Source organism: Halomonas garicola (genome assembly GCF_055382465.1).
The window spans coordinates 2546343-2572146 of the sequence record NZ_AP043931.1 but is presented as its reverse complement, the minus strand read 5'-3'; the positions used below and the strand labels follow the sequence as shown (position 1 = coordinate 2572146).

Below are 25804 nucleotides of genomic sequence, written 5' to 3'. Positions count from 1 at the left end.
GCGTGTAAGCATTCTAACGTGCTCACCTTTCATTGACCAGCTATTCTTTGTTTTGTTCCCGCATGATACGACCTTTCTGCCGCTGCCAGTCGCGGGCTTTTTCGGTGGCGCGTTTGTCGTGCTGCTTCTTGCCGCTGACCAGGGCCAGCTCGCACTTCACCAGGTTGCGTTTCCAGTACAGTTTGAGCGGTACGCAGGTGTGTCCCTTGTCCTGGGTCCGGGAAAATATCTTGGCAATTTCCCTGCGATGCAAAAGCAGCTTGCGGGTGCGGGTAGGGTCGGCAGTCTCATGGGTGCTAATAGTGTCCAGCGGCATGATGTGGCTGCCCAGCAGCCAGGCTTCACCCCGACGCACCAGAATGTAGGTATCGGTAAGCTGGGCCTTGCCTGCACGCAGGCTTTTGACCTCCCAGCCGGCAAGCGCAAGCCCGGCTTCAAAGGTCTCGTTGATGTGGTATTCAAAGCGCGCCTTTTTATTCTGGGCAATAACGCTGCTGCCCGGCCCTTTCTTGGTTTTTCCCTTCTTTGTGGCCATATCACCTCGTCATTGATCTGTGGGTTGCCCTTCGTGAATGGAAAAGGCGTGGTACCATTCATGGAAAATTGCCCCAATGATACGCCTTGGGCACTATGAAGTCAGCGGAGAGGTCAATGCCAACCGTGAATCGTTCCGCCCTGGTGCGGCATACTCCCCAGCAAATGTTTGAGCTGGTGAACGACTTTGAGCAATACCCGCAGTTTTTACCCGGCTGCCGTCGTGCCCGGCTGCTGGAGCGTGACGAAACCCACCTAGTGGGGGAAATGACGCTTGGGCGTGCCGGCGTCGAGCAGACCATCACCACGCGCAATGACCTTTATACGCCCGAGCGAATTGAGATGTCGCTGGTAAAAGGGCCGTTCAAGCGTCTCAAAGGGCGCTGGCTGTTCATCCCCGTGGACGATACAACGTGCCGGGTCAGTCTGGAGATGGAGTTCGAGTTTGCCAACCGTCTGCTGAGCATGGCGTTTGGCAAGCTGTTTGAGCAGATTGCCGTCCAGCTGGTGGATTCCTTTACTCGCCGTGCCGATGAGCTGTATGGCCGCTGACAAGGAGGGAAGCTTGAGTACAGCGGGTGGTTCGTTGAGCGTTGAGGTGACGTTTGCTCTGCCGGACAAGCAGCGCCTGATTAGCCTTGAGGTTACGCCGGGCACGTCCGCCGCCCAGGCGGTTGCCCGGGCGGATCTGCCTGGCCTGTTTCCGGAAGTCCCCGCCGAGACGTTTCAGCGGCCGGATATGGGTATTTTCGGCAGGGCACTGCGCGAGCCGGCTAACTACCGGCTGCGCGAGGGCGATCGCGTTGAGGTCTACCGGCCTCTGGTGATTGACCCCAAGGCTGCTCGGCTGGCTCGGGCCAAGCGCCAGCAACGTTGAGCTAGCGTCGCGGCGTGCTGGCAGGGCCGGCATCCGGCGCCGAGACTCCGGTGCTTTCTTCGGGCATCGCCTCGAGGGGATCAGCGCCTTCACTGGCACCGGGCGCAGTGTTGATATCAAGCGGCAGGTCCTTGGCGATATTGCCCTCCTTTTCGATGTTGACCAGCTGTCCGGCGTCATCAAAGGTGAGCGTGAGACGCCGAGTTTCAACGTCGCTATAGGCCTTGTCCAACTGGAAGACATAGTCCCATTCGTGGGCGTCAAACGGGGCTTCCAGCAGAGGGCGTCCCATGATGCGGGTGACCTGGCGCTGGCTCATGCCGGGACGCAGCTGCTGGGCCATTTCCTGGGTGATCAGATTGCCCTGGGGGATATCGCGCTTGTACACACCAAAGGTGCTGCAACCGCTGACGGTGGCCAAGGTAACGGAAAGAGCGATGATTCTCGTCAGTTTTTGCATTTGCGCCTGTTCTTCACTATCGTGGTTTTGGTCGATCATACCCGACCTAACCTGTTACTGCGAAGAGTGACCATGGCCGATCAGAATCATGAGCTGCGTAAAGCCGGGTTAAAAGTGACCCTGCCGCGGGTAAAAATCCTGCAGATTCTCGAACACGCTTCGGGAAAGGATCACCTGAGCGCCGAAGAAGTTTACAAGACCCTGATTGATGCGGGTGAGGATGTGGGGTTGGCCACCGTATACCGGGTGTTGACTCAGTTCGAGTCAGCCGGCCTTGTGATACGGCATAATTTCGACGGCGGGCATGCGCTGTTCGAGATGGCCCAGGAAGAACACCATGACCACATCGTTTGCCTGGAAAGCGGGGAAATTTTCGAGTTTGTGGATAAAGTTATTGAGCGTCGCCAGCAGGAGATCGCCGAGGAGCACGATTTCGAGCTCGTCGATCATGCGCTTGTGCTGTACGTACGCCCACGCAATTCAGAATCGTCTCATCGAGAAGGCAGCGCACAGCCCAAGGGCGTTGCGCCCAAAAAGTAGCGCAAGCGCCTCAGCTGATTGCATCACGACGGCAGGCCAATGGCCTGCCGTTTTTCTGTGTTACAGCTTTTGTGCGCTCACGGCTTCCCAGAGGGCCTGCAGGCGCGGGCGCTTCAGGCGTCGGCGAAGCACGCAAAGTCCAACGTCGTAATGGGGGAGTTCGGGCTTGACGTTGAGGATCTGGACGCGGGCCGCCAGGGGGCTGTTATCCAGCACGATCTGCGGTACCACGCCTACGCCAAACCCCAGGCCGACCATGCTGACAATCGCCTCGTGCCCGGCTACCTGGGCGTAAATGTGTGGTGAAACGCCCAGTGCCTTGAACCAGGTGTCGGCGTATTCCCGCGACAAACCGGCTTCGGAAAGGATCATGGGCACAGTGCGCCACTGCTCGGGAGTTGAGCTGTCCGGGGCCTGTGGGAGCCAGCCTAGCGGCGCGTTGGGGGCAATGAAAACCAGCGGTGAGCGGGTTAGCGACTTGAATGCCAGCGCCTGCGGGGGCGTGCGCGGTCTCGGCGTGATTGCCATGTCGTCGTCGCCGGCAAGAACTCGGCTCATGGCATCCGCCGGATCTCCCGTACGCAGCTTGAGCTCGATGCCCGGGTGTTGGGCGCGAAAGTCGCTGAGCAGCGCGTAGAGAAAGCTGTAGCTTGCGGTCACCGAGCAGTAAATACTGATGGTGCCGGTCAGCTGGGTGGCATCATCGGCCAGGGTGCGTCTGATATTTTCCCATTGCTCAAGAGTGTCGCGCGCATAGCGCTGGAACATGAGTCCCTGCCGGGTCAGCGTTACGTGGCGGTTATCGCGCTCAAAAAGCGTAGCGGAGAGCGTCTCTTCGAGCTGTTGAATCGCGCGGCTGAGCGTCGACGGGCTGATATGGCAAAGCTCGCTGGCGCGACCAAAGTGCAGAGTGTCAGCCAGGGTCATAAAGTAATGAAGCGAGCGGAAGTCCATGGCGTCTCCGTTGTTGCAATATTTGCAATGTTGTATTGCAAATATAGCGTTTTACGCAATAAGCAGGATGGCGTAAAGTTTGTTCATGCCGCCGTGCGCATGTCGTAGCGTCTGCGCTGCTGAGGGTGGCTTCTGGCGCCGACGCTGCCCGTTTCGCCGGCACTTATTCTGTCCGTTCTGTTTCTATCTGCACCGTTCTGGAGCTTTAGCTATGCGCGTTTATTATGATAAAGACTGCGATTTGTCCCTGATCCAGGCCAAGAAGGTTGTGATTGTCGGCTATGGCTCCCAGGGTCACGCTCATGCCAACAACCTGAAGGAATCCGGCGTGGATGTCACCGTGGCGCTGCGTGAGGGCTCTTCTTCTGCCGCCAAGGCTGAGGCCGCAGGGCTGAAAGTGGCAACCGTGGCCGAGGCGTGCAAGACCGCAGACGTGGTCATGATGCTGGCGCCGGATGAGAACCAGAAAGCCATTTACGAAAACGAGATGGCGCCTAACCTGAAAGAAGGGGCGACACTCGCTTTTGCCCACGGGTTTAACGTTCACTATAACCAGATTGAAGCGCGCAAGGATCTTGATGTGGTCATGATTGCGCCCAAGGCCCCGGGGCATACCGTGCGTAGCGAGTTTGTCCGCGGTGGCGGTATCCCCGACCTGGTTGCGATCCACCAGAACGCATCGGGCAGTGCCAAGGAGCTCTCGCTGTCCTACGCCGCAGGTATTGGTGGTGGCCGCAGCGGCATCATCGAGACCACCTTCCAGGACGAGACCGAAACTGACCTGTTCGGCGAGCAAGCCGTACTTTGCGGCGGTACCGTTGAGCTGGTGCGAGCCGGTTTCGAGACGCTGACCGAAGCCGGCTACGCGCCGGAAATGGCCTACTTCGAGTGCCTCCATGAGCTCAAGCTGATCGTTGACCTGATGTATGAAGGCGGCGTTGCCAACATGAACTACTCCATCTCCAACAACGCGGAGTACGGTGAGTACGTAACTGGCCCGAAGATCATCAACGAGCAGTCCCGGGCGGCCATGCGCAGCGCCTTGAAGGATATTCAGACGGGCGAATACGCCAAGATGTTCATCAACGAAGGCGAGACCAACTATCCGTCGATGACCGCCCGTCGCCGTCTCAATGCCGAGCACGAGATGGAGACAGTCGGGGCTAAGCTGCGCGGCATGATGCCCTGGATCGCAGCAAACCAGCTGGTCGACAAAGAGAAGAACTAAGCGGCCAATGCTCTTTAACAGAGCAGCCAGGCGCTGCTCTGTTCTGCCTATCAAAGCGCGCACGATGCCAATCGTGCGCGCTTTTTGCGTTTTATCAACTGCGCGTTGAAGCCCTTTCGGTGGTGGTTGTGGCGCCACCATGTAAAATGCAGGGCGTAGCGCAACAAATTTGCGTTTAGGCCGTGACCCCGTGAATCGGAATACCATCCATGACGCAAGGTAACTGCTATGACTCAGGATAATCGTGACGCATCGTCATCCCCGGCATCGTCGCATGACGAACAGGCGGATACCCGCCGCAATGAAGATATGGCAGCCACTTTCATGCGCGAGACAGAGGTGGTCGAAGAGTCCATGGTCGAGGGTGAAAAGGTGCGTCGTAAGGGGATATATCTGCTGCCCAATCTCTTTACCACATCGGCGCTGTTTTCCGGATTTTTTGCCGTTGTGGCCGGTATTAATGGGGATTTTTCCGCAGCGGCCATCGCTATTTTCATTGCCATGGTGCTGGACGGGCTGGACGGGCGCGTGGCGCGTATGACGAATACGCAAAGTGAGTTTGGTGCGGAATATGACAGCCTGGCCGATATGCTCTCGTTCGGCATGGCACCGGCGCTGGTAGCGTTCACCTGGATTCTGCAGGATATCGGGAAGCCCGGCTGGATCGTGGCGTTTCTCTACGTAGCCTGTGCTGCCTTGCGGCTGGCACGCTTCAACGTCCAGATCGGCAGCGTGGATAAGAAGTGGTTTATCGGTTTACCCAGCCCCTCGGCTGCGGCACTGGTGGCGGCAAGCGTGTGGACCTTCAACAGCTTCGAGGCCAACGAATTCGGCTTCAAGCTGCTGATGCTTGGCGTGGTCGCTGCAGCCGGCATCTTGATGGTGAGCAATATTCGCTATTACAGCTTCAAGGATGTCGACTTCAAGAAGCCGGTGCCGTTTGTCGTGCTGCTGGCCGTCGTGCTGGGGTTTGTGATGATTTCCGTCGAGCCCTCGGCCATGCTGCTGCTGCTCTTTGGTACCTACGTGATTTCGGGGCCGCTGCAGGCCGTGTTACGCAAGATCAAACCCCGGCATTAATTTATTGGCTGAACCCCTTGCCAAACACCCTGTCAGATCCTATAGTACGCATCCGCTGCCGGCGACGCCAAGCGTCACCGGCGGTGAAGGGGCCCGAAAAGGCCTTGTTTGTCAGCAGGTTAGCGATCGGCAGAAATGTATTATTGCCGAAGCCGAATGGCTAAAGAAAGCATTCAGCCGTTGACAAGCGCTTCAAGGCGTGTAGAATGCGCCTTCCTCGCAGCCGCCGCGGCAGGTCATCGCCGGCGAGTGGTGTTAGCGAGACGCTCTTTAACAAGTTGATCAGGTAATTCATGTGGGCGCTTGCCTGGGTGGGTGACAAATCACCTACTATCAAGGCAAGCGACTCGTCAGAATTTGGAAATCTCGATTTCTGGATTTTTGAGAACGTTTGAAACCTTGAGCCAAGTTTGATCCGCTTTTTCCAATGCCCTCGGGCAGCGGAAAGCAAGGATCACAATGATCGTAAACCGAAGAGTTTGATCATGGCTCAGATTGAACGCTGGCGGCAGGCTTAACACATGCAAGTCGAGCGGAAACGACAGGAGCTTGCTTCTGGGCGTCGAGCGGCGGACGGGTGAGTAACGCATAGGAATTTGCCCGGTCGTGGGGGATAACCTGGGGAAACTCAGGCTAATACCGCATACGTCCTACGGGAGAAAGGGGGCCTTGGCTCCCGCGATCGGATGAGCCTATGTCGGATTAGCTGGTTGGCAGGGTAACGGCCTACCAAGGCAACGATCCGTAGCTGGTTTGAGAGGATGATCAGCCACACCGGGACTGAGACACGGCCCGGACTCCTACGGGAGGCAGCAGTGGGGAATATTGGACAATGGGCGGAAGCCTGATCCAGCCATGCCGCGTGTGTGAAGAAGGCCCTCGGGTTGTAAAGCACTTTCAGTGAGGAAGAACGCTGTCGGGTTAATACCCCGGCAGGGAGACATCACTCACAGAAGAAGCACCGGCTAACTCCGTGCCAGCAGCCGCGGTAATACGGAGGGTGCAAGCGTTAATCGGAATTACTGGGCGTAAAGCGCGCGTAGGCGGCGCGATCAGCCGGTTGTGAAAGCCCCGGGCTCAACCTGGGAATCGCATCCGGAACTGTCGCGCTAGAGTGCAGGAGAGGAAGGTGGAATTCCCGGTGTAGCGGTGAAATGCGTAGATATCGGGAGGAATACCAGTGGCGAAGGCGGCCTTCTGGACTGACACTGACGCTGAGGTGCGAAAGCATGGGTAGCAAACAGGATTAGATACCCTGGTAGTCCATGCCGTAAACGATGTCGACCAGCCGTTGGGGTCCTTGAGACCCTTGTGGCGAAGTTAACGCGATAAGTCGACCGCCTGGGGAGTACGGCCGCAAGGTTAAAACTCAAATGAATTGACGGGGGCCCGCACAAGCGGTGGAGCATGTGGTTTAATTCGATGCAACGCGAAGAACCTTACCTACCCTTGACATCCTGCGAACCCGAGAGAGATCTCGGGGTGCCTTCGGGAGCGCAGTGACAGGTGCTGCATGGCTGTCGTCAGCTCGTGTTGTGAAATGTTGGGTTAAGTCCCGTAACGAGCGAAACCCTTGTCCCTATTTGCCAGCACGTAATGGTGGGAACTCTAGGGAGACTGCCGGTGACAAACCGGAGGAAGGTGGGGACGACGTCAAGTCATCATGGCCCTTACGGGTAGGGCTACACACGTGCTACAATGGCCGGCACAAAGGGCTGCTAACTTGCGAGAGTGAGCGAATCCCATAAAGCCGGTCTCAGTCCGGATCGGAGTCTGCAACTCGACTCCGTGAAGTCGGAATCGCTAGTAATCGTGCATCAGAATGGCACGGTGAATACGTTCCCGGGCCTTGTACACACCGCCCGTCACACCATGGAAGTGGACTGCACCAGAAGTGGTTAGCCTAACTTCGGAAGGCGATCACCACGGTGTGGTTCATGACTGGGGTGAAGTCGTAACAAGGTAGCCGTAGGGGAACCTGCGGCTGGATCACCTCCTTAACCGATGCGTCTACCCGCCCGGCAAGTGCCCACAATGAATTACCTGATCGATGTGCCCCTGAGCAGTCATAAGCCCCGTGAAATGCCACGACGCTTATGACTGCTTTCAGGCAGTGCTCTTTAACAAGATATATCATGCTGATAAAACGATCTTCCTTGAGAAGATCATGTGATACGTCTCAAGCGTATCCGGCAATATCGTTGTCATTGCGACCCCGACTCCTTCGGGTTATAGGGTCAAGCAATGAAGCGCACACGGTGGATGCCTAGGCAGCCAGAGGCGATGAAAGACGTGGAAGCCTGCGATAAGCGTCGGCGAGGTGGCAAACACCCTTTGACCCGGCGATCTCTGAATGGGACAACCCACTCATCACAAGATGAGTATCGTATCCTGAATCCATAGGGATACGAGGCGAACCGGGGGAACTGAAACATCTCAGTACCCCGAGGAACAGAAATCAACCGAGATTCCCCCAGTAGCGGCGAGCGAACGGGGAGTAGCCCTTAAGCGCGTGACCGATTAGACGAAGGCCCTGGGAAGGGCCGCCATAGTGGGTGATAGCCCCGTAGTCGAAAATCCGATCGCGTGAAATCGAGTAGGTCGGGGCACGAGAAACCTTGACTGAAGACGGGGGGACCATCCTCCAAGGCTAAATACTCCTGGCTGACCGATAGTGAACCAGTACCGTGAGGGAAAGGCGAAAAGAACCCCAGTGAGGGGAGTGAAATAGATCCTGAAACCGTGTGCGTACAAGCAGTGGGAGCCCCATCACTAAGCTTCTTCGTGATGAGCTCATCATTATCACATCCGCTTGAGGGTTAACGTTGCCTGCAACGTTCAACCCAAAAATCAAGCAGAGGTGGCTTAGTGATGGGGTGACCGCGTACCTTTTGTATAATGGGTCAGCGACTTATTTTCCGTAGCGAGCTTAACCGTGTAGGGGAGGCGTAGCGAAAGCGAGTCTTAACAGGGCGACAAGTTGCGGGGAATAGACCCGAAACCGGGCGATCTACCCATGGCCAGAGTGAAGGTTGAGTAACATCAACTGGAGGCTCGAACCCACGTATGTTGAAAAATGCGGGGATGAGCTGTGGGTCGGAGTGAAAGGCTAATCAAGCCCGGAGATAGCTGGTTCTCCTCGAAAGCTATTTAGGTAGCGCCTCACGTATCACCACCGGGGGTAGAGCACTGTTTCGGCTAGGGGGTCATCCCGACTTACCAACCCGAGGCAAACTCCGAATACCGGTGAGTGCCAGCGTGGGAGACACACAGTGGGTGCTAACGTCCATTGTGGAAAGGGCAACAACCCAGACCGTCAGCTAAGGTCCCCAAATTCTGGTTAAGTGGGAAACGATGTGGGAAGGTTTAGACAGCTAGGAGGTTGGCTTAGAAGCAGCCATCCTTGAAAGAAAGCGTAATAGCTCACTAGTCGAATCGGCCTGCGCGGAAGATGTAACGGGGCTAAACCAGATACCGAAGCTACGGACGTGTCTTTTTAGATACGTGGTAGAGGAGCGTCGTGTAAGCCGATGAAGGGAGGCTGAGAAGCCTGCTGGAGGTATCACGAGTGCGAATGCTGACATGAGTAACGATAAAGGGCGTGAAAAACGCCCTCGCCGGAAGACCAAGGGTTTCTGTTCGACGCTAATCGGAGCAGAGTGAGTCGGCCCCTAAGGCGAGGCCGAAAGGCGTAGTCGATGGGAAACGGGTCAATATTCCCGTACCTCACAGTATTGCGATGGGGGGACGAAGAAGGCTAGGTGAGCCAGGCGACGGTCGTCCTGGTGAAAGTCCGTAGGCTGAACCATCAGGGAAATCCGGTGGTTCAAGGCCGAGAGACGAGACGAACAGCCCACGGGCTGGAAGTCATCGATGCCACGCTTCCAGGAAAAGCCTCTAAGCCTCAGATACTGCGAGACCGTACCCCAAACCAACACAGGTGGTCAGGGTGAGAATCCCCAGGCGCTTGAGAAAACTCGGGTGAAGGAACTAGGCAAAATGGTGCCGTAACTTCGGGAGAAGGCACGCCGCCGGTACGTGAACCCCCACGCGGGGGGAGCGGAAGGCGGTCGAAGATACCAGGTGGCTACAACTGTTTACTAAAAACACAGCACTCTGCTAACGCGCAAGCGGACGTATAGGGTGTGACGCCTGCCCGGTGCCGGAAGGTTAAGTGATGGCGTTAGCTTCGGCGAAGCGCTTGATCGAAGCCCCGGTAAACGGCGGCCGTAACTATAACGGTCCTAAGGTAGCGAAATTCCTTGTCGGGTAAGTTCCGACCTGCACGAATGGCGTAATGATGGCCACGCTGTCTCCACCCGAGACTCAGTGAAATTGAAATCGCCGTGAAGATGCGGTGTACCCGCGGCCAGACGGAAAGACCCCGTGAACCTTTACTATAGCTTCACACTGGACGCCGATGTTGCTTGTGTAGGATAGCTGGGAGGCTTGGAACCCCGGTCGCCAGACCGGGGGGAGCCACCCTTGAAATACCAGCCTGGCATCATTGGCGTTCTCACTCCGATCCGTGATCCGGATCGAGGACCGTGTGTGGTGGGTAGTTTGACTGGGGCGGTCTCCTCCCAAAGCGTAACGGAGGAGCACGAAGGTACCCTCAGCACGGTTGGACATCGTGCAGTGAGTGCAAGAGCACAAGGGTGCTTGACTGCGAGACAGACACGTCGAGCAGGTGCGAAAGCAGGTTCTAGTGATCCGGTGGTTCTGTATGGAAGGGCCATCGCTCAACGGATAAAAGGTACTCCGGGGATAACAGGCTGATACCGCCCAAGAGTTCACATCGACGGCGGTGTTTGGCACCTCGATGTCGGCTCATCACATCCTGGGGCTGAAGTCGGTCCCAAGGGTATGGCTGTTCGCCATTTAAAGTGGTACGCGAGCTGGGTTTAGAACGTCGTGAGACAGTTCGGTCCCTATCTGCCGTGGGCGCAGGATGTTTGCGAAGGGCTGCTCCTAGTACGAGAGGACCGGAGTGGACGCACCTCTGGTGTTCCGGTTGTCACGCCAGTGGCATTGCCGGGTAGCTAAGTGCGGACGGGATAACCGCTGAAAGCATCTAAGCGGGAAGCCCCCTTCAAGATGAGACATCCCCGAGGCCTTGAGCCTCCTGAAGGGCCCAGCAAGACGAGCTGGTTGATAGGCCGGGTGTGGAAGCGCTGCAAGGCGTTGAGCTAACCGGTACTAATGTGCCCGTGAGGCTTGACCCTATAACACCCAAGGGGTCGGGTCGCAGGACAACGATGAAGATGTCAAACAAGACAGGACGGATACGCGAGACGATCACGAACAGCATGATATATCACCGGTTACGCCTGACGGCCATAGCGAGCGGGAACCACCTGATCCCTTGCCGAACTCAGCAGTGAAACCGCTCAGCGCCGATGGTAGTGTGGGGCCTCCCCATGCGAGAGTAGGACATCGTCAGGCACCAATACGCAAAGAACCCGGCCAAGCGCCGGGTTTTTTGTGTGCGCGGAAGAAAAGCGGCAAGGGCACCGCCTCCCCGGTCATCGCGGCTCCTGGGTCATGGCGAGCGAAGCGTGGCCATCTCGGGTTTCGCCGATAGTGCCACCGCCCGTACGAGATCGCCACGTCGCTATGCGACTCGCGATGACAGTAGAGGGAAAGTGCCAGCGCAAGTATGAGATCGCCACGTCGTTTACCCCCGTTTTCTGGTTGCTTGCGCTCCTCGCGACGACCGTAGCGGGCTGTGAGCACCGCACCCGCCACGTCATAGCGACCCCTGGGTCATCGCGATGACCGTAGCGGGGAAAGGCGCACGCGCCCACCGCGGCATGGCGAGACGATCTCCTGCGGGCGCGGTGTGGGGCTGTTCAAATACAGAGCACTTCCAGGGTTTCGATCAGGGTGTCCATCTCGTCATCGGTGCCGATGGAGATACGCAGGAAGTTGCTGAGTCCGGCCTTGTCGAAGTGCCTTACCAGGATGCCGCGTTTGCGCAGGCCGGCAAATAGCTGGCCGCCATCGAGGGTTGCGTGTTTGGCAAAGAGAAAGTTGGCCTCGGAGGGAAGAACGTTAAAGCCCAGCGTTTCCAGCCTCATGCGGGTGCGCTCACGAGTGGCGATAACGCTGTCGCGGCAGGCGTGGAAGTGTTCGGTGTCTTCCAGCGCGGCAATGCCGGCGCGTTCGGCCAGGCGATCCACCGGGTAAGAGTTGAAGGAGTCCTTGATACGTTTCAACCCTTCTATCAGCTCCGGCGAGCCGATGGCATAGCCAAGGCGAATCCCGGCGAGGCTGCGGGACTTGGAGAAGGTGCCGGTCACCAGCAGGTTAGGGTAGCGCTCCGTCAGCGGGGCGGCACTTTCCGCGCCAAAATCAACGTAGGCCTCATCCACCAGTACGACGCGGTCAGTCACGCGCCTGAGGAGCGTTTCCAGTGCGGCGAGCGTGTGTGCATGGCCAGTGGGGGCGTTGGGGTTGGCAAAGATGATGCCGCTTCTGTCGTCAGCGCTTGCCAGCGCTTCCAGGTCGACCTCCCATTTTTCGTTAAGCGGATGCTGACGCAGCTCGACGTCATAAAGCCGGGCGTAGACCGGGTAGAAGCTATAGGTGATGTCGGGAACGTCCAACGGCGCGCCGTGACGGAAAAACGCCTGAAAAGCAAAGGCAAGGATCTCATCCGAACCGTTGCCCGCAAAAACGCTGTCGTCAGTTACTTCGTACGTTCTGGCCAGTGCCTGACACAGCGCGGTGGAGGCGGGATCGGGGTAGAGGCGCAGATGGCTGGTGGCATAGTCGCGGAGCACTTCGCCAACGCCCGGCGCAGGGGCGTAGGGGTTTTCGTTGGTATTCAGCTTGATGACCTGATCGGCGGGCTGCTCGCCAGGAACGTAAGGGGTTAGCTCACGTACGCCGGGACTCCAGAATTGGCTCATGGCAATGACCTGAATCGGTGGGCACAGTGACGATCATGGTCGCTTGGGCGGAAAAAAAGCGCAAGTAACCCGCAGGAAGGGGGGTGTGCGTGGTAGTGTGGAGCGGTTATGCTGTTGCCACTTTACTTGACTGTTTAACGCGATGAGGAGATCAACGATGCAACTAAGAAGTGTGCTGATCGGCTCGGCCATGCTGTCGCTGCTGGCAGGCTGTGCCGGCGGCCCGACAGAAACGGCCAGCAAGGAGTCCGTGGAGCCTGCTGCCGTCAGCTATCAGGGAACGCTGCCCTGCCGTAACTGTGACGGTATCGGTCTCGACGTGGAAATGACCGGTGAAGAAGCTGATGCCATGCAGGAGCGTACCTTTGCACTCACCGCCTCCTACATGAACCATCCGCAAACGCCGCCGGACGAAGACTACGCCGGTAACTGGGAAGTCCTGACCGGAACGCCCTCCGATCCGGATGCCAAGGTATATGAGCTGACGCCGGACGGTGAAGGCCAGACGTACTACTTCCTGCGCCTGGACGAGCGCACGCTTGAGCTGATTGATCCCGAGCGTCGCCGCTTTGAAAACGGTGAGATGCTGCGCCTCAAGCGTCAGTAATCGTTGCGGGTAGCATCAAGGCAAGAAGCAAAGGCGGCCATGAGCCGCCTTTGCTGTTTTACGGCAGGTAAGATGGCCCGCTAATCCTTCATGCTCATTGTCGTAGGAGCACGTTTGTGGCCAAAGCCAAAAGCGCTTTTGTGTGCACCGAATGCGGTGCCGAATATCCTAAGTGGCAGGGGCAGTGCTCCAGCTGCAAGGAATGGAACACGCTGAGCGAAGTGCGCCTGGCGGCGCCGCGTCCGGGCGCAGCGCCGAGCGTCTCAACCGGGCGTAGCGGCTATAGCGGCACGCTGACGCGGAAAGTGGTGGACCTGGGCCAGGTGGACCTCAGCGAAGTGCCGCGTATGAGCTCCACCTTCGGTGAGTTTGACCGCGTGCTGGGCGGCGGCCTGGTGCCGGGCTCAGCGGTTCTCCTGGGCGGCCACCCCGGCGCGGGCAAGTCGACGCTTCTGCTGCAAACCGCCTGCAAACTGGCCCAGAGCCAGGCGGTTATCTACGTCACCGGGGAAGAGTCGCTGTCCCAGGTGGCCATGCGCGCCCACCGGCTGCAGCTCCCTACCCAGGGGCTCAAGATGCTCGCCGAAACCAGCATCGAGACCGTTCTGGCGGTAGCCGAGCGCGAAAAGCCCGACGTGTTGGTGATCGACTCCATCCAGACCATGCACCTGGAAGACATTGCCTCGGCTCCCGGCGGCGTCGCCCAGGTGCGCGAGTCCGCCGCTGCGCTTACCCGCTTTGCCAAGCAGAGCAATACCGTGCTGCTGTTGGTGGGGCACGTGACCAAGGACGGCAGCCTTGCCGGCCCCAAGGTGCTCGAGCACATGATCGACGCCTCGCTTTTGCTGGAAGGCGGCTCGGACTCGCGCTTTCGCACCCTGCGCGGGCAGAAAAACCGCTTTGGCGCGGTCAACGAGCTGGGCGTTTTTGCCATGCTCGAGCAGGGGCTGAAAGAGGTGAAAAATCCCAGCGCGATTTTCCTATCGCGCAACGAAGAGCAGGCCCCCGGCAGCCTGGTCATGGTGGTGTGGGAAGGCACCCGCCCGATCCTGGTGGAAGTGCAGGCGCTGGTGGACGAGTCCGCGCTGGGCAATCCGCGCCGGGTGGCGGTGGGGCTGGATCACAACCGCCTGGCCATGCTGCTTGCTGTGCTCAACCGCCATGGCGGGCTTTTTACCGGCGATCAGGACGTGTTCTTGAACGTGGTGGGCGGCGTCAAGGTGCTCGAAACCAGCGCCGATCTGGCGGTGCTCCTGGCGGTGGTGTCGAGCCTGCAAAACCGCGCTTTGCCTCGGGAGCTGGTGGTATTTGGCGAGGTGGGGCTGTCCGGCGAAATTCGCCCGGTGCCCAGCGGCCAGGAGCGCATTGCCGAGGCCGCCAAGCACGGCTTTACCCGGGCCATTGTGCCCCGGGCCAACGCGCCCAAAAAGTCGCCGAAGGGCATGACGGTTACCCCGGTGGACAAGCTTAGCGACGCGCTGGATGCCCTCTAGCGGTCAGGTGCATCTGGTGCCAGTGCCGTAAGGTGGCATAGGTGGTGAGCGCCCGGCTGCGTTAGAATGGCCGCCCATCGTTTTGGCCAAGGAGACACCTCAATGAGCGCCATTCGCCTGACCCAGTACAGCCACGGCGCCGGATGCGGCTGTAAAATTGCTCCCGACGTGCTCGACGGCATCCTCGCCAAGGCCGGCCCGCCGGCCAGCAGCGAGCGCCTGGTGGTGGGTAACCAGGGTCGCGAAGACGCCTGCGTCTACGACCTGGGCGACGGTCGCGGGATGATCGCCACCACCGACTTTTTCATGCCCATTGTCGACGACCCGTACGATTTCGGGCGTATCGCAGCGACCAACGCCATCAGCGACGTCTACGCCATGGGCGGCGATCCGGTCATGGCGCTGGGGATTCTCGGCTGGCCGCTGGACAAGCTCAGCGTCGATATCGCCGGCGATGTCATGGCCGGTGCCCAGGCCGTTTGCCGCGACCACGGCGTGGCCCTTGCCGGCGGGCACTCCATTGACGCCCCGGAGCCGATTTTCGGCCTGGCGGTGAACGGCCTCATCGAGCTTGAGCGCTTGAAGCTCAACAGCGCGGCCAAGCCCGGGGATTTGCTGTTTTTGACCAAGCCGCTGGGCGTGGGGATGCTTACCACGGCAGAAAAGCGCGGCCTGCTGGCCGCCGAGCACCGGGGGCTTGCCCGGGAAACCATGCTGGTCTCCAACCGCATCGGCGTCGAGCTTGCCGAGGTGGCCGGTGTACACGCCATGACCGATGTCACCGGCTTTGGCCTGGCCGGGCACTTGAGCGAAGTCTGCGCTGCGAGCGGCGTGGCCGCGGTGCTCGATTTCAGTCGCCTGCCGCGCCTGGAAGCTGCGGAAGGCTACCGCCAGCGCGGAGCAGTGCCCGGCGGCACGGTGCGCAACCGCGAAGCGTTGGGGGCGGCGCTTCCGGCGATGAGCGATGTTCACTGGCAGTGGCTGTGCGACCCGCAAACTTCCGGCGGGTTGCTGCTGGCCGTAGACCCGGACAGCGCTGATGCGGTCCAGTGCATCGGCCGCGAGCACGATATCGAGCTTGCCGCGTTCGGCACGCTCAAGGAAGTCGACGGTGAGGCGCTTATCGAGGTGGCCGGGTGATTGGTGCGAGCGCACCGGCCGGTACCGACCTGATTTGCCAGGCGTACCCGCTGATCGACGTGCGTGCCCCGGTGGAGTTTGCCCAGGGGGCGCTGCCGGGCGCGGTCAATCTGCCGCTGCTGGACGACGACGAGCGCCATCAGGTGGGCCTGGCCTATAAAAAGCGCGGGCAGGCGGCCGCCGTTACGCTGGGCGAAAAGCTGGTCAGCGGCGAGACCAAGGCCGGGCGGCTGGCAGCCTGGCGCGCCTACCTGAGCGAGTATCCCGACGCGCTGATCTACTGTTTTCGTGGCGGGCTGCGCTCGCAGATCGTGCAGCAGTGGTTAGCGGAGGCCGGCCGCGCGCCGCCGCGGATTGAAGGCGGCTGGAAAGCCATGCGGCAGCGGCTCTGTACGCGTATTGATGACGCTGCAAGCCAGCCCATGCTGGTCATCAGCGGGCTTACCGGCTGTGCCAAGACGGCGCTGATCAACCGGCTGGAAAGCGGGGTGGATCTGGAAGGCTTCGCCAACCACAAGGGCTCGGCGTTCGGCCGGATGCCCGAACCGCCGCCAACCCAGATTGACTTTGAACACGCCCTGGCCAAACGGCTGATGGCGCTTTCCGGTCCGCTGACGCTGGAAGACGAGTCGCGCCAGGTCGGCAGCGTCAACGTTCCGCTGACGTTCTGGCAGGGGATGGCACAGGCGCCGCGCATCCGCGTGGAAATGCCCCTGGACTGGCGGCTGGAGCAGCTGCAAAAGGACTACATCATTGATCTTGAGCGCGCCCACTGCGCCCGCTTTGGCGAAGAAGAGGGCTGGCAGCGCATGCGCCAGCAGCTGGGTAACGCCCTGCTGCGGCTGAAAAAGCGCTTGGGCAGCGCCCGCCTCGCCCGGCTGCAGCGGCTACAGGCGCTGGCGTTTGCCGCCCACGAAAGCGGCGATCGCCAGGCCCACGAAGCCTGGCTGGCCCCGCTGTTGACCGAATACTACGACCCCATGTACCGCTACCACCTCAAGCGCCACCAGCAGACCGGACTGCGCGAGCTGCACGTGGGCGACTGGGGCAGCTGTTTGAGCGCCGCCCGGGAGTGGCAGGCAGTGCAGGCGCCTGCCAGCGGCTAAGACGCTGGCGCTGTGCTCAGCCATTCGCAGAGTACCCGGTCGAGCAGCGGCGCGAGCCGATCGAAAGGCTCGGCGTCGGCGAGGATGTCCGTCGGTGGCTGAACAAAGTCGTCGCGGCCGGCGGGTGGCGCCTGGCTGTCCAGCAGAGTCGAAACGCTTTCCCGGGTCGCGTGCAGCTGGCACAGCAGGCCGATGACGCGCTTGTCGTCCCAGGCAAAGCCCTGCAGCGGGGCAGCCGCGCTTGCGCCCAGCGGCGTTGCGTTATCCGGCAGGCTGAAGACGGCGCGGTGCCACAGAAAGGCGTGAAACTGCCCGGGCAGATCAAACGGCGAGCGCTCATCCACAGTCACTGCGTGAAAGCCGGCCTCGGGGAAGGTACCCGGAGCGACCGTTGCCCCCAGCGCATCAGCAATCAGGTGCGCGCCAAGGCCGAAGCCCAGCAGCGGCTTGTGGCCGTCCAGGTAGCGCTCGATCAGCTTTTGTTCTCCCCGCTGCCACGCCGGCGGGTGATCGAGCTGAGCTTCGTCGCCGTCGAGGACGATCAGCGCATCGCTGTCGCCCGGGGGCGGGGCCAGCTCGCCTTCGTCAAGATGAAACACGGTGTAGCTGTGCCCCATGCTCAAAAACCAGTCGGCGAGGCGCGCGGGGCCGTGGCGGGGGCTGTGCTGTAGCAGATGGACGTGCATGGTATTCTCCTCGACCGATAGCGGCTTTTTGGGCCAGCGCTTAGTGACACAAATCTTGTTCCATTTTTTGAACAAGCACCTTACCGGCAAGCGTGATCCTGACTCCCCGGTGGGAAGCACGCACAGGAATACTAACATGGCGTCACAAAATCTGGGCTTTTTCCAGCGACTTCAGCAGCTTGGCCTTCCCGAACAGCAGGCCTTCATGGCCGCTCTGGCCGAGCGCCAGCTGCCCAACTATGCGCTTTACGCGCAAACCACCGGCCACGGCGATACGCATACGCTGCGCGCCGTGCTGGATCTGGTGTGGGAAAAGCTCGCCGTGCGCAGCGCAAGTATCGACTTCGACCGCCAGGCAGAAAAGCTGGCCGAATGCGAGCCCCCGGCCGAGGACGACAGCTTCGGCGCCCGGCGGGCGCTGGACGCCGTGATGTCGGTGTCGGCGCTGCTGGATACCCTGCGCGGCGAAGCCCCCGAGGCGGTGCTCGACGTCAGCCGCACCTCGCGTGCCGGCGTGCGCGCCTTTATCGAGCTCACCGAAGGCGAAGACGACGCCGAGAAGCTGGCGCTGCTGATTCGTGACCACCCGCTTACCGACGACGAAAACGGCTTTCAGGACGCCGTGCTTGAGGCCGTCTCGCCGCCGCTTTCCAAAGACCGGCTGAAAGAGGTCCGCCGGCTGGGTAAAAACGAGGGCGTTAGCAATCTGGGGCTTTCGCTGGACTCGGAATAGGCGAGCAGAGGCCGCCGGATGCCGCCGGCGGCTTTGGGGGGTTAAATACGGATGCCGGCGTTGAACATGACGCCGGCGGTGCCGAATAGCAGTATATCGGTTTCAACCTTGCCCCAGCGGACGCCGACGGCCGGCAGAATGGCCGGGGCAACGCCGTAGTGGTTGAACGGAATCTTGTGCTTTTTGCTGTCCTTGTAGCCGCGCAGCGCGCCGGCGGTGAGCTTGGCACGAAACTCCAGATTCGGCGCCGGCTGCCAGAAGGGAAATTCGCGGCCGGCGTAGAAATACCAGATGGGCTGGTCGAAGGAGTTTTTCAGCCAGGCCGTGCCTGCAAGCCAGCGGTCGGGGTTGTGCAGCTCGATGCCGATCAGGTTCTGATCTTCGTTGTAGCCCGCGCTGCCGGAGAAGTGCTGCGTTACCAGGCTCGTTTGCACAAAGGTGTGGTCGTATTGCCAGAAGTCGCTGCCCGATGCGCTCAAGGGGAGGGCGACGCCCGCTAGCAGAGCGATAAGCCAGCGGCGCGCCCTGGGGGTGTACGCCGCCACCATGTCGGAAACAAAGTGCATGTCGGAAACAAAGGGCATGCCGGAAATAAACGCCGTCATCTTATAGCCGCATCTTGATGCCGCGCTCTGTCATGTAGCGCTTGGCCTCGGGAATGGTGTATTCGCCGAAGTGGAAGATGCTGGCAGCGAGCACCGCGTCGGCGCCGCCCTTGAGCACGCCGTCCACCAGGTGATCGAGGTTGCCCACCCCGCCCGAGGCGATCACCGGCACGCCCACCGCCTCGGCAATGGCGTGAGTCAGGTCCAGATCAAAACCGGCCTTGGTGCCGTCCCGGTCCATGCTGGTCAGCAGCAGCTCGCCGGCGCCGTAGTCGACCATTTTCTTCGCCCACTCCACCGCATCGAGGCCGGTTGCCTTGCGCCCGCCGTGGGTGAAGATTTCCCAGCGGGGCGCCTCGCCTTCCCGGGATACCTGCTTGGCGTCAAGAGCCACGACGATACACTGGCTGCCAAAGCGCTCGGCGGCTTCGCGGACGAACTCCGGGTGGGTAATCGCCGCGGTGTTGATCGCCACTTTATCCGCCCCGGCGTTGAGCATGGTGCGGATATCTTCGCAGCGGCGGATGCCGCCGCCCACGGTCAGCGGAATGAATACCTCGCCGGCAATGCGCTCGACCATGTCCACGGTGGTGTCGCGGCCGTCGCTGCTGGCGGTGATGTCGAGGAAGGTGATCTCGTCGGCGCCCTGCTGGTTATAGCGCTGGGCGATTTCCACCGGGTCGCCGGCGTCGCGGATGCCGATAAAGTTGACGCCCTTGACCACGCGGCCGGCGTCGACGTCAAGGCAAGGGATAATGCGTTTGGCAAGGCTCATGATTTTCCTCCGCTCAGACGATCGCTCAGCCGCTGGGCCTCGGCGACGTCCAGACTGCCCTCGTAAATCGCGCGGCCGGTGATCGCGCCCAGAATACCGCTGTCAGCCACTTCGCACAGCGCTTCGATGTCGTCCAGATTGGTCACCCCGCCCGAGGCAATCACCGGCAGGCCGCCGTCCCGGGCAAGCGCGGCGGTGGCCTCGACGTTGACGCCCTGCATCATGCCGTCCCGGGCGATGTCGGTATAGACGATGGACGACACGCCGTCGTCGGCAAAGCGCTTGGCAAGCTCGGTGGCTTTCATCGTAGAGACCTCGGCCCAGCCGTCGGTAGCGACAAAGCCGTTTCGGGCGTCGAGCCCGACGATCACGCGGCCGGGAAAGGCGCGGCACATGTCGCCGACAAACGCCGGCTGCTTCACCGCCTGGGTGCCGATGATGACGTAGGACACCCCGGCGTTTACATAGTGCTCGATGGTCTCGGCGTTGCGGATGCCGCCGCCGATCTGGATGGGCAGGTCCGGGTAGGCCCGGGCAATGGCGGTGACCGCCTCGCCGTTGACCGGCCGGCCGGCAAAGGCGCCGTTTAGATCGACCAGGTGCAGGCGGCGGGCGCCGGCCTCGACCCAGCGCGCGGCCATGGCCACGGGGTCGTCGCCGTAGGACGTGGCCTCGTCCATGCGGCCCTGCTTGAGGCGCACGCACTGGCCGTCTTTCAGATCGATGGCGGGGATGACTAGCATGATGTTCTACCTTACCTGAGGCGCGGTGTTCAGGGTGACGAGCTCATGGAGGCCGGCTTATGGAGACCGGCTTATGGAGACCAGGTAACAAAGTTTTCCAGCAGCCGCAGCCCGGCGCGGGAGCTTTTTTCCGGATGAAACTGTACGGCAAAGGTGGACTGGTGACCAATGGCCACGTGGGCGCTGACGTGGCCGTACTGGATAGTCCCGAACACGTCGGCGCCCTCAGCGGCCGCCACGTAATAGCTGTGCACGAAGTAGAAGTGCTCGTGGCTGTCGATGCCTTCCCAGAGCGGATGCTCGCGGCGCTGGTCGACCAGGTTCCAGCCCATGTGCGGCACCTTCATGCGCGCATTGTTGTGGTCGCGCATGGCTTCCGGAAAGCGCTTCACCTCGCCCTTGAATGCGCCCAGGCAGCTAACGCCGCCGCTTTCCTCGCTGTGTTCCAGCAGCATTTGCTGGCCCACGCAGATGCCCAGCAGCGGCTTTGCCTGGCGCTGGATCACGTCTTCGACCAGGCCCCGGAGCTCAGTACGCTCAAGCTCGCCCATGCAGTCGCGGATCGCCCCCTGGCCGGGGAGAACCAGCCGGGTCGCACCAAGAATGCAGCGCGAATCCCGGGTAATGATGACGTTTTCATGGGTAACGTGCTCAAGCGCCTTGGCCACGGAGTGCAGGTTGCCCATTCCATAGTCGATCACGGCAATGGTCATGGAGTGCTCCTTATAAGGTGCCTTTGGTCGACGGCATCTGTCCGGCCATGCGCGGGTCTTCGGCCATGGCCATGCGCAGCGCCCGGCCAAACGCCTTGAAGATCGTTTCGGCCTGGTGGTGGACGTTGAACCCCTTGAGGTTGTCGATGTGCAGCGTCACCGCGGCGTGGTTGACGAACCCCTGGAAAAACTCCTGGAACAGCTGGGTATCCAGCGCGCCAACGGTATCCCGGGTGAATGCAACGTCCATGAATAGCCCCGCGCGCCCGGAAAAATCGATCACCACCCGGGAAAGCGACTCGTCAAGCGGCACATAGGCGTGACCGTAGCGGTAAATGCCGCGCTTGTCGCCAATGGCCCTGGCAAACGCCTGGCCCAGGGTAATGCCCACGTCTTCCACCGTGTGGTGATCATCGATATGCGTATCCCCGGTGGCGTTGATGTCCAGGTCGATCAGGCCGTGCCGGGCAATCTGGTCGAGCATGTGGTCCAGAAACGGCACGCCGGTTTCGCCGTCGAGCCGGCCGCTACCGTCGAGGTTGACGCTGACCTTGACCTGGGTTTCCTGAGTGTCACGGCTGACCGTGGCAATACGCGCTGACATCTTGTTTCTCCTGCGCCAAGGCGCACTTGAGGGGAGCGCCGGTGGCGACGCACACTGTTTATGAGGCGCCCCGCGAAGGCGCAGGCCACCGGATGAGCAGGGCAAGCCTGCGGCAAAACCGTCATTATAGTGAATCGGCCCGGCAATCGGCTACAATGCGCGCACAAGGTATGCCCGCCCGCCGGGCCAAGAGGATCCCTGAACCATGCCGGTGACACTGCAGCACGTAGACCAGACCCGCTGGGCCCAAGATTCCCAGGCTCGCCAGGACCTGATACGCATTTACCAGGACGCCGATCCAGCGTATCTGGCGCCGGATGCGGCCAAGGCCTTCGTCGCTGACCACCTGCGCGCCGGCAACGGCTTTGCCTGTGCGCTGTTCAACGCCCGGCTGCTCGGCGCCGTGGCGGTTACGCCAAACGCTGACGGCGCGTGGCAGCTAAGCCACCTCTGCGTGCGCGCGGAAACCCGCGGGCGCGGGGTGGCCACCCGGCTGCTGGCGCTGGTGGCCGCCGAGGCCAAAACCCGCGCGCCGACGGGAACGCCGGAGGAGGCGCCATGAAACAGCTGTTGCGCATCCTGCTTGCCGCCGTTGGCATTCTCGGCGTGCTCGCCGTGGCCGCCGTGGTCTATGTTACCACCTTCATGGACCCCGAGGACTTCAAGCCGCGCCTGACCGCGGTGGTGGAGGAACATACCGGCCTGGATGTCGAGCTCGACGGCGCGCTTTCGTGGTCCTTTTATCCGCGCATCGGCGTCAGCGTAGAGAAAGCCCGAGCCTGGCTTGCCGAGCAGGACGAAGAGGCGCCGCCGTTTGCCGCCGTGGAGCGGGCCGAGGTCAGCGTGGCTCTGGCCCCTCTGCTGCGCGGGGAAATCGCCGTGGACGGCCTGACCCTTGACGGCATGAACCTGAACCTGCGGCGCAACGAACAGGGGGAAGGCAACTGGGAGGCGCTGCTTGAGCGCATGGCCGAGCGCGGCGAAAAAGCCGAAACCGTGTTGGCCCCGGCGAGCGCCGGCCCCAACGCCGATGCCGGTAACCTCGACGTGGCGCTGAGCATTGCCAGCGTCAAGGTCCAGAACGCCGAGCTGCGCTTCCGCGATGCCCAGAGCAATACCTTATGGCACGCCGAAAAGCTCAACGTGACCGGTAGCAATGTCAACTCGCGGCGTTTCTTCCCGCTCAAGGCCATGCTGACGCTCAGCCGCTACGATAGCCTGGATGCCCAGGCGCTGACGGAGCCGCCGGCGGTGAGCAGCGAAATCAACCTGGACACGCGGCTCAAGCTGGCGCTGGCCGAGCACGGCTTCGTGCTGGAAAACCCCGATCTGGAAACGCGCACCCGGCTGGCGGCCGACGTCGAGCCCCAGGCGCTGCGCCTGGGGGCATCCCGCATCGAGGCGGGGCTGGACGAGCGGCAGCTGGCCGTGACCGACGGCGTGCTGGAAACCACCCTGCACCATCCCGACACCTGGGAGGGCGGCCTGGCGCTGGCGCTCAAGTTTGCCCTGGAAGGTGACTGGGGCGAGCAGGTCGCCACCGTTAACGACATGCAGCTCGAAGGCCCCGACGGCCTGCGCGCCCGGGGCCGGCTGACGCTGGAAAACTGGATGAGTGACCTTCGCTTTGCCGGGCAGATGACGCTGGCGCCGCTGTCGCTTCGCCCCTGGCTCGAGCGGCTGGGCGTGAGCCTCGATACGCGCAACCCGGGCGCGCTTTCCGACGTGGCGCTGACCAGCCAGATAAAAGGCGACGCCGAGCGTATCCGCTTTGCCCCGCTGTCGCTGGTGCTCGACGACACCACCCTGACCGGCGAGCTTGCCGCCGGGCTTGATGGCACCGCGCTGGACTTCGACCTGGAAGGCGACACCCTGAACGTCGATCGCTACCTGCCCGCTCCTGCCGCTGCCGCGAGCAAGCAGGCCGGTATCGGGCTTTTGCGCCGGGCCGTGGCAGAAGAAGACGCGCCGGCGCTGGTATCCCAACCGCTTCTGGCCAAGCTTGATCTCGACGGCGCGCTGGCGCTGGGCTCGCTGACCCTTGGCGGGCTCAAGTTCGACTCCCCCGAGCTTGCGCTCAAGAGCCGCGAGGGTAATCAGCGGCTCGAGGCCTTCGAGGCCGGCTTTTACGGCGGCAAGCTCAGCGCTACCGGCAGCCTCAATGCCGGGCAAACGCCGCTGGAGTGGGCGCTGGCGCCCCGAGTCAGCGGGGTGAAAATGGCGCCGCTGCTGGAAGCGCTTGGCGAGCGCGACGCCTCGCTTAGCGGCCGGCTTGACGCCAGCGGCGAGTTCATCACCCAAGGCAACACCCGCGAAGACCTGGTGCGCCGGCTAAACGGCAGCGCCAAGGCGGAGCTGAACGACGGTGCCATCGCCGACGTTAATATATCCCGGCAGATGTGCGAAGCCGTTGCTGCGCTCGAAGGCCGCGATACCACCCGCGAGTGGCGCGACGACACCCGCTTTGAGCACGTGGATGCCACCTTCACCGTGCGCGACGGCGTCGTTGAGAGCGACGACCTGCGGGTGACGCTTCCCGGCATCAGCGTCCAGGGGGAAGGCGAGTACGACCTGGGCCACCGCCAGTTTGATGCGCTGGCCAGCGTTCGGCTGGACAACACCGCCGACGCCGCCTGCCGGGTTAATCCCAGGCTTGCCAAGCTGGCGCTGCCGGTGCGCTGCGAAGGCAGCATCAGCGCTGAGCCAGGTAAATGGTGCCGCGTTGACCGCGACGCGCTGAAAGATAACGTGTCGCGGCTGGCCGGCGACGAAGTCGGCAGCCGCATTGAGGAAAAGCTCGACGACAAGCTCGGTGAAGGGGCCGCCCGTGAGCTGCGCGACGGCCTGAAACGCCTGTTCGACTGAGGTTGCATGTCATTGTCCAAGCATCATCAGAGTCAGCCCGCCATGCCCGAGCCGGTGCTTGAACCGGCGCGCTTTCAGCGGCGCCTGCTCGACTGGTTCGACCGCCACGGGCGTCACGACCTGCCCTGGCAGGCGCCGCGCACGCCGTACCGGGTGTGGGTGTCGGAAATCATGCTGCAGCAAACCCAGGTAACCACCGTCATCGGCTATTTCGAGCGCTTTATGCAGCGCTTTCCCACCCTTGGCGATCTGGCCGCCGCCAAGCAGGACGAAGTGCTGCACCTATGGACGGGGCTTGGCTACTACGCCCGGGCGCGCAACCTGCACAAGGCAGCGCAAGTGGTAGTGGACGAGCACGGCGGCGAGCTGCCGACCGCAAGCGTGGATGAGCTCACTGCGCTTCCGGGCATCGGCCGCTCCACCGCCGGAGCGATCATCGCCCAGAGCACCGGCGAGCGCGCGGTAATGCTCGACGGCAACGTCAAGCGCACGCTTACCCGCCTGCACGCGGTAGAAGGCTGGCCCGGCAGGCCCCAGGTGGAGCGCGGCCTCTGGGCGCTGGCGGACCATTACACCCCTGAATCGCGACTTGCCGACTACACCCAGGCGATGATGGATCTGGGCGCGACGCTGTGTAAGCGCGGCACCCCGGACTGCGCGATCTGTCCGTTTGCTGATGTTTGCGTGGCCCACGCCCGGAGCGAGGAGCGCCGCTACCCCGAGTCCAAGCCCAAAAAGGCCGTGCCCACCCGGCAAACGCTGATGCTGATGCTTCATGACGGCCAGGGGCGCGTGTGGCTCGAGCAGCGCCCGCCCGCAGGGCTCTGGGGCGGGCTCTGGTGCCTGCCGCAGTTCGATACCCACGACCAGCTGCACGACTGGCTGGCGACCCACGCCAAAGCCCCCGAGCGCGAGCCGGCGCGGCCGACGTTTACCCACGCGTTCAGCCACTTTCGCCTGGAGATCACCCCCCAGCCGGTGCACTGCGATGAGCTTTATGCCGTGCGCGAAGGCGGGCAGTGGTACGACGTCAATAATCCGCCGGCGCTGGGGCTTGCCGCGCCGGTCAAACGCCTGCTCAGCGAGTTTGCCGTGGAGCTGGCGCCGTTTTGCCTGGATAATGCGCCGGGCCATGCGTAGCCTGTTA

At 61.6% G+C, this 25804-nt stretch carries 23 protein-coding genes and 3 rRNA genes; 16 read left to right on the top strand and 10 right to left on the bottom strand.

What is annotated here, in order from left to right; translation table 11 throughout:
* Positions 1-40: 40 nt before the first annotated feature.
* Entirely contained in the window at positions 41-535 is a 495-nt protein-coding gene (gene smpB / locus ACZ46Y_RS12375; protein ID WP_311957179.1) for an SsrA-binding protein SmpB, read from the bottom strand.
* A 116-nt stretch (positions 536-651) separates the two neighbouring features.
* Between smpB and ACZ46Y_RS12370 the strand changes: the two genes are divergently transcribed.
* Both ACZ46Y_RS12370 and ACZ46Y_RS12365 read left to right on the top strand, forming a co-directional pair.
* Positions 652-1086: a type II toxin-antitoxin system RatA family toxin gene (locus ACZ46Y_RS12370; RefSeq protein ID WP_311957176.1), complete on the top strand. Its 435-nt coding sequence runs from the start codon at positions 652-654 to the stop codon at positions 1084-1086.
* 13 nt (positions 1087-1099) lie between these two features.
* Complete coding sequence (locus tag ACZ46Y_RS12365; RefSeq protein ID WP_311957174.1) at positions 1100-1411, top strand: RnfH family protein; 312 nt, start codon at positions 1100-1102, stop codon at positions 1409-1411.
* A gap of 1 nt (position 1412) precedes the next feature.
* On the opposite strand, the gene ACZ46Y_RS12360 is transcribed toward ACZ46Y_RS12365, so the two are convergent.
* Positions 1413-1871, bottom strand: coding sequence for an outer membrane protein assembly factor BamE (locus ACZ46Y_RS12360; RefSeq protein ID WP_464380042.1), 459 nt, complete (start codon positions 1869-1871; stop codon positions 1413-1415).
* Positions 1872-1943: 72 nt separating this feature from the next.
* Between ACZ46Y_RS12360 and fur the strand changes: the two genes are divergently transcribed.
* Positions 1944-2411 carry a ferric iron uptake transcriptional regulator gene (gene fur / locus ACZ46Y_RS12355; protein WP_311957169.1) on the top strand — a complete coding sequence of 156 codons (468 nt, stop codon included), beginning with the start codon at positions 1944-1946 and terminating at the stop codon, positions 2409-2411.
* A 60-nt stretch (positions 2412-2471) separates the two neighbouring features.
* Here the strand turns inward: fur and ilvY are convergent, their stop codons facing one another.
* Positions 2472-3365 carry an HTH-type transcriptional activator IlvY gene (gene ilvY, locus ACZ46Y_RS12350; RefSeq protein WP_311957166.1) on the bottom strand — a complete coding sequence of 298 codons (894 nt, stop codon included), beginning with the start codon at positions 3363-3365 and terminating at the stop codon, positions 2472-2474.
* Positions 3366-3576: 211 nt separating this feature from the next.
* Between ilvY and ilvC the strand changes: the two genes are divergently transcribed.
* The 5 genes from ilvC (at position 3577) to rrf (ending at position 11118) form a co-directional block, all read left to right on the top strand.
* A complete protein-coding gene (ilvC, locus tag ACZ46Y_RS12345; RefSeq protein ID WP_311957164.1) occupies positions 3577-4593 on the top strand; it encodes a ketol-acid reductoisomerase in 1017 nt (338 codons plus the stop codon).
* 228 nt (positions 4594-4821) lie between these two features.
* Positions 4822-5673: a CDP-diacylglycerol--serine O-phosphatidyltransferase gene (gene pssA, locus ACZ46Y_RS12340; protein ID WP_311957162.1), complete on the top strand. Its 852-nt coding sequence runs from the start codon at positions 4822-4824 to the stop codon at positions 5671-5673.
* 467 nt (positions 5674-6140) lie between these two features.
* Positions 6141-7673 (top strand): 16S ribosomal RNA (locus ACZ46Y_RS12335).
* Positions 7674-7908: 235 nt separating this feature from the next.
* A 23S ribosomal RNA gene (locus tag ACZ46Y_RS12330) occupies positions 7909-10898 on the top strand.
* Positions 10899-11002: 104 nt separating this feature from the next.
* Positions 11003-11118, top strand: a 5S ribosomal RNA gene (rrf, locus tag ACZ46Y_RS12325).
* The 16S, 23S and 5S rRNA genes sit together here, the layout of an rRNA operon.
* A 407-nt stretch (positions 11119-11525) precedes the next feature.
* Here the strand turns inward: rrf and hisC are convergent.
* Complete coding sequence (hisC, locus tag ACZ46Y_RS12320) at positions 11526-12587, bottom strand: histidinol-phosphate transaminase (protein ID WP_311952523.1); 1062 nt, start codon at positions 12585-12587, stop codon at positions 11526-11528.
* Between the two features lie 157 nt (positions 12588-12744).
* Here hisC and ACZ46Y_RS12315 point away from each other — a divergent pair, with 157 nt between their 5' ends.
* The 4 genes from ACZ46Y_RS12315 to mnmH all read left to right on the top strand — a co-directional run bounded on the left by ACZ46Y_RS12315 (position 12745) and on the right by mnmH (position 16933).
* Positions 12745-13194: a copper resistance protein NlpE N-terminal domain-containing protein gene (locus tag ACZ46Y_RS12315; RefSeq protein ID WP_311952519.1), complete on the top strand. Its 450-nt coding sequence runs from the start codon at positions 12745-12747 to the stop codon at positions 13192-13194.
* A gap of 116 nt (positions 13195-13310) precedes the next feature.
* Positions 13311-14687 (top strand): DNA repair protein RadA, encoded by a 1377-nt coding sequence (gene radA, locus ACZ46Y_RS12310; RefSeq protein WP_311952516.1) that lies wholly within the window; start codon positions 13311-13313, stop codon positions 14685-14687.
* A gap of 102 nt (positions 14688-14789) precedes the next feature.
* A complete protein-coding gene (gene selD / locus ACZ46Y_RS12305) occupies positions 14790-15827 on the top strand; it encodes a selenide, water dikinase SelD (RefSeq protein ID WP_311952512.1) in 1038 nt (345 codons plus the stop codon).
* On the top strand, positions 15824-16933 hold the full coding sequence (mnmH, locus tag ACZ46Y_RS12300) for a tRNA 2-selenouridine(34) synthase MnmH (protein ID WP_311952508.1): 1110 nt from the start codon (positions 15824-15826) through the stop codon (positions 16931-16933). Before selD ends, mnmH begins: the two co-directional genes overlap by 4 nt.
* Here the strand turns inward: mnmH and ACZ46Y_RS12295 are convergent.
* On the bottom strand, positions 16930-17619 hold the full coding sequence (locus ACZ46Y_RS12295; protein WP_311952505.1) for a type 1 glutamine amidotransferase: 690 nt from the start codon (positions 17617-17619) through the stop codon (positions 16930-16932). The genes mnmH and ACZ46Y_RS12295 overlap by 4 nt on opposite strands.
* 136 nt (positions 17620-17755) lie before the next feature.
* Between ACZ46Y_RS12295 and ACZ46Y_RS12290 the strand changes: the two genes are divergently transcribed.
* Positions 17756-18352, top strand: a complete 597-nt coding sequence (locus ACZ46Y_RS12290; RefSeq protein WP_311952502.1) for a YjaG family protein — start codon at positions 17756-17758, stop codon at positions 18350-18352.
* 41 nt (positions 18353-18393) lie between these two features.
* On the opposite strand, the gene ACZ46Y_RS12285 is transcribed toward ACZ46Y_RS12290, so the two are convergent.
* The 5 genes from ACZ46Y_RS12285 to hisB all read right to left on the bottom strand — a co-directional run bounded on the left by ACZ46Y_RS12285 (position 18394) and on the right by hisB (position 21792).
* Complete coding sequence (locus ACZ46Y_RS12285; RefSeq protein ID WP_311952499.1) at positions 18394-18957, bottom strand: hypothetical protein; 564 nt, start codon at positions 18955-18957, stop codon at positions 18394-18396.
* Position 18958: 1 nt separating this feature from the next.
* Positions 18959-19732, bottom strand: coding sequence for an imidazole glycerol phosphate synthase subunit HisF (gene hisF, locus ACZ46Y_RS12280; RefSeq protein ID WP_311952497.1), 774 nt, complete (start codon positions 19730-19732; stop codon positions 18959-18961).
* The gene (gene hisA, locus ACZ46Y_RS12275) at positions 19729-20475 is read right to left on the bottom strand and encodes a 1-(5-phosphoribosyl)-5-[(5-phosphoribosylamino)methylideneamino]imidazole-4-carboxamide isomerase (protein ID WP_311952495.1); all 747 of its coding nucleotides are present in this window, start codon (positions 20473-20475) and stop codon (positions 19729-19731) included. The genes hisF and hisA overlap by 4 nt, the downstream gene beginning before the upstream one ends.
* Before the next feature lie 71 nt (positions 20476-20546).
* Entirely contained in the window at positions 20547-21188 is a 642-nt protein-coding gene (gene hisH, locus ACZ46Y_RS12270) for an imidazole glycerol phosphate synthase subunit HisH (protein ID WP_311952492.1), read from the bottom strand.
* A gap of 10 nt (positions 21189-21198) precedes the next feature.
* A complete protein-coding gene (gene hisB / locus ACZ46Y_RS12265; RefSeq protein ID WP_311952487.1) occupies positions 21199-21792 on the bottom strand; it encodes an imidazoleglycerol-phosphate dehydratase HisB in 594 nt (197 codons plus the stop codon).
* A 205-nt stretch (positions 21793-21997) separates the two neighbouring features.
* On the opposite strand from hisB, the gene ACZ46Y_RS12260 reads away from it, so the two are divergent.
* From ACZ46Y_RS12260 to mutY, 3 genes are read left to right on the top strand one after another with little or no spacing between them, the layout of a single operon-like run.
* A complete protein-coding gene (locus ACZ46Y_RS12260) occupies positions 21998-22354 on the top strand; it encodes an acetyl-CoA sensor PanZ family protein (RefSeq protein WP_311952482.1) in 357 nt (118 codons plus the stop codon).
* Complete coding sequence (locus tag ACZ46Y_RS12255; RefSeq protein WP_311952477.1) at positions 22351-24657, top strand: AsmA family protein; 2307 nt, start codon at positions 22351-22353, stop codon at positions 24655-24657. The genes ACZ46Y_RS12260 and ACZ46Y_RS12255 overlap by 4 nt, the downstream gene beginning before the upstream one ends.
* 6 nt (positions 24658-24663) lie before the next feature.
* Entirely contained in the window at positions 24664-25797 is a 1134-nt protein-coding gene (mutY, locus tag ACZ46Y_RS12250) for an A/G-specific adenine glycosylase (RefSeq protein WP_376717565.1), read from the top strand.
* Positions 25798-25804: the final 7 nt, after the last annotated feature.

Bases quoted from the DNA above. Each gene is read 5' to 3' on its own strand.
- smpB (WP_311957179.1), bottom strand. From the start codon at position 535: ATGGCCACAAAGAAGGGAAAAACCAAGAAAGGGCCGGGCAGCAGCGTT.
- ACZ46Y_RS12370 (WP_311957176.1), top strand. From the start codon at position 652: ATGCCAACCGTGAATCGTTCCGCCCTGGTGCGGCATACTCCCCAGCAA.
- ACZ46Y_RS12360 (WP_464380042.1), bottom strand. From the start codon at position 1,871: ATGCAAAAACTGACGAGAATCATCGCTCTTTCCGTTACCTTGGCCACC.
- fur (WP_311957169.1), top strand. From the start codon at position 1,944: ATGGCCGATCAGAATCATGAGCTGCGTAAAGCCGGGTTAAAAGTGACC.
- ilvY (WP_311957166.1), bottom strand. From the start codon at position 3,365: ATGGACTTCCGCTCGCTTCATTACTTTATGACCCTGGCTGACACTCTG.
- ilvC (WP_311957164.1), top strand. From the start codon at position 3,577: ATGCGCGTTTATTATGATAAAGACTGCGATTTGTCCCTGATCCAGGCC.
- pssA (WP_311957162.1), top strand. From the start codon at position 4,822: ATGACTCAGGATAATCGTGACGCATCGTCATCCCCGGCATCGTCGCAT.
- hisC (WP_311952523.1), bottom strand. From the start codon at position 12,587: ATGAGCCAATTCTGGAGTCCCGGCGTACGTGAGCTAACCCCTTACGTT.
- ACZ46Y_RS12315 (WP_311952519.1), top strand. From the start codon at position 12,745: ATGCAACTAAGAAGTGTGCTGATCGGCTCGGCCATGCTGTCGCTGCTG.
- selD (WP_311952512.1), top strand. From the start codon at position 14,790: ATGAGCGCCATTCGCCTGACCCAGTACAGCCACGGCGCCGGATGCGGC.
- ACZ46Y_RS12295 (WP_311952505.1), bottom strand. From the start codon at position 17,619: ATGCACGTCCATCTGCTACAGCACAGCCCCCGCCACGGCCCCGCGCGC.
- ACZ46Y_RS12290 (WP_311952502.1), top strand. From the start codon at position 17,756: ATGGCGTCACAAAATCTGGGCTTTTTCCAGCGACTTCAGCAGCTTGGC.
- ACZ46Y_RS12285 (WP_311952499.1), bottom strand. From the start codon at position 18,957: ATGACGGCGTTTATTTCCGGCATGCCCTTTGTTTCCGACATGCACTTT.
- hisF (WP_311952497.1), bottom strand. From the start codon at position 19,732: ATGAGCCTTGCCAAACGCATTATCCCTTGCCTTGACGTCGACGCCGGC.
- hisA (WP_311952495.1), bottom strand. From the start codon at position 20,475: ATGCTAGTCATCCCCGCCATCGATCTGAAAGACGGCCAGTGCGTGCGC.
- hisH (WP_311952492.1), bottom strand. From the start codon at position 21,188: ATGACCATTGCCGTGATCGACTATGGAATGGGCAACCTGCACTCCGTG.
- hisB (WP_311952487.1), bottom strand. From the start codon at position 21,792: ATGTCAGCGCGTATTGCCACGGTCAGCCGTGACACTCAGGAAACCCAG.
- ACZ46Y_RS12260 (WP_311952482.1), top strand. From the start codon at position 21,998: ATGCCGGTGACACTGCAGCACGTAGACCAGACCCGCTGGGCCCAAGAT.
- ACZ46Y_RS12255 (WP_311952477.1), top strand. From the start codon at position 22,351: ATGAAACAGCTGTTGCGCATCCTGCTTGCCGCCGTTGGCATTCTCGGC.
- mutY (WP_376717565.1), top strand. From the start codon at position 24,664: ATGTCATTGTCCAAGCATCATCAGAGTCAGCCCGCCATGCCCGAGCCG.